The organism is Photobacterium carnosum, from assembly GCF_021236965.1.
GTDB lineage: Bacteria > Pseudomonadota > Gammaproteobacteria > Enterobacterales > Vibrionaceae > Photobacterium > Photobacterium carnosum.
This window is the reverse complement of the sequence record NZ_WMDN01000062.1, coordinates 1-1,236: the sequence shown is the minus strand read 5'-3', so window position 1 is coordinate 1,236 and position 1,236 is coordinate 1. Positions and strand designations below refer to the sequence as shown.

Genomic DNA, 1,236 nt, shown 5'->3' with positions numbered 1-1,236 from the left:
AAAGTGTCTCTTTTCTGCAAAGCTAAAATGTCCTGTTTTTCTATAGTGATCAGTATCTGCTGATCAATTTGAGTTAAACAAAATATGTTGGTTACCATGAATGACAAAGAGATATTTCGCTTAGGTACAATTCGTGATGTTTATGAAAAACGAATCAAACGTAAAGATGCTGCACAGCTTCTTAATATCAGCGTTCGTCAGGTTCAACGATTAATAACACGCTATCGAGATCTCGGTGCTGTTGGTTTGGTTAATCAACGTCGCGGACAATCACCAGGCAATAAAATTAAGACTGATATACGACATCAATGTTTAAATCTCATCCACGAATATTACTCAGACTTCGGACCCACGTTAGCGCGTGAAAAACTGATTGAACGCCACGGCCTTAAAATTGGGTTAGAAACCTTACGTCAATGGATGATCGCTGATGGCCTTTGGGTTCCACATTTCAAACGTAAGCCTTGCATTTATCAACCTCGTTATCGTCGCGATTGTTATGGTGAGTTAATTCAGATAGATGGTTCACATCATGATTGGTTTGAAGGCCGCAGCGACAAATGTTGTTTGTTGGTTTTCATTGATGATGCCACCGGCAAACTGATGAACTTGCGGTTTAGCGAAACAGAATCTGCGTTTGATTACATGGTGACAACGCGCGAATATGTTGAGCAACATGGCAAGCCCACTGCTTTTTACAGCGATCGACATGCGGTGTTTCATGTCAGTAAACGGGATGCAAAAACAAACCGCATGACTCAGTTTGGTCGTGTATTGCATGACTTAAACATTGAATTAATTTGTGCAAATAGCTCTCAAGCCAAAGGCCGTGTTGAACGTGCTAATAAAACATTACAAGATCGCTTAGTCAAAGAAATGCGATTACAACACATTGATAATATTGAACAAGCTAATGTATGGCTCCCCGACTTTATTGCTGATTTTAACCATCATTTTGCTAAAGCTGCTCAATATCCTAAAGACATGCATCGACCATTACGAGAATCCGTAGATGAATTACATGATATTTTTGCATGGCAAGAGCCAAGAAAAGTATCAAGATCACTGACATTTCAATACGACAAAGTTATCTATTTAATTGATCCAACCGAAGAAAATCAACGACTTGTGCATCAAGTCGTTAAGGTTCTTGATCGCCCAGATGGCACCATCGCGATCCAATATGGTCACCGGAAATTGGGTTTTAAAGTGTTTGATAAGCTCGAAGAAGTCGAT

1 protein-coding gene is annotated in these 1,236 nt (G+C 39.7%); it reads left to right on the top strand.

The window, feature by feature from the left end:
• Positions 1 to 96: 96 nt before the first annotated feature.
• On the top strand, positions 97 to 1,236 hold a 1,140-nt coding region (locus GLP24_RS19755; protein ID WP_232616436.1), incomplete at its 3' end, for an ISNCY family transposase.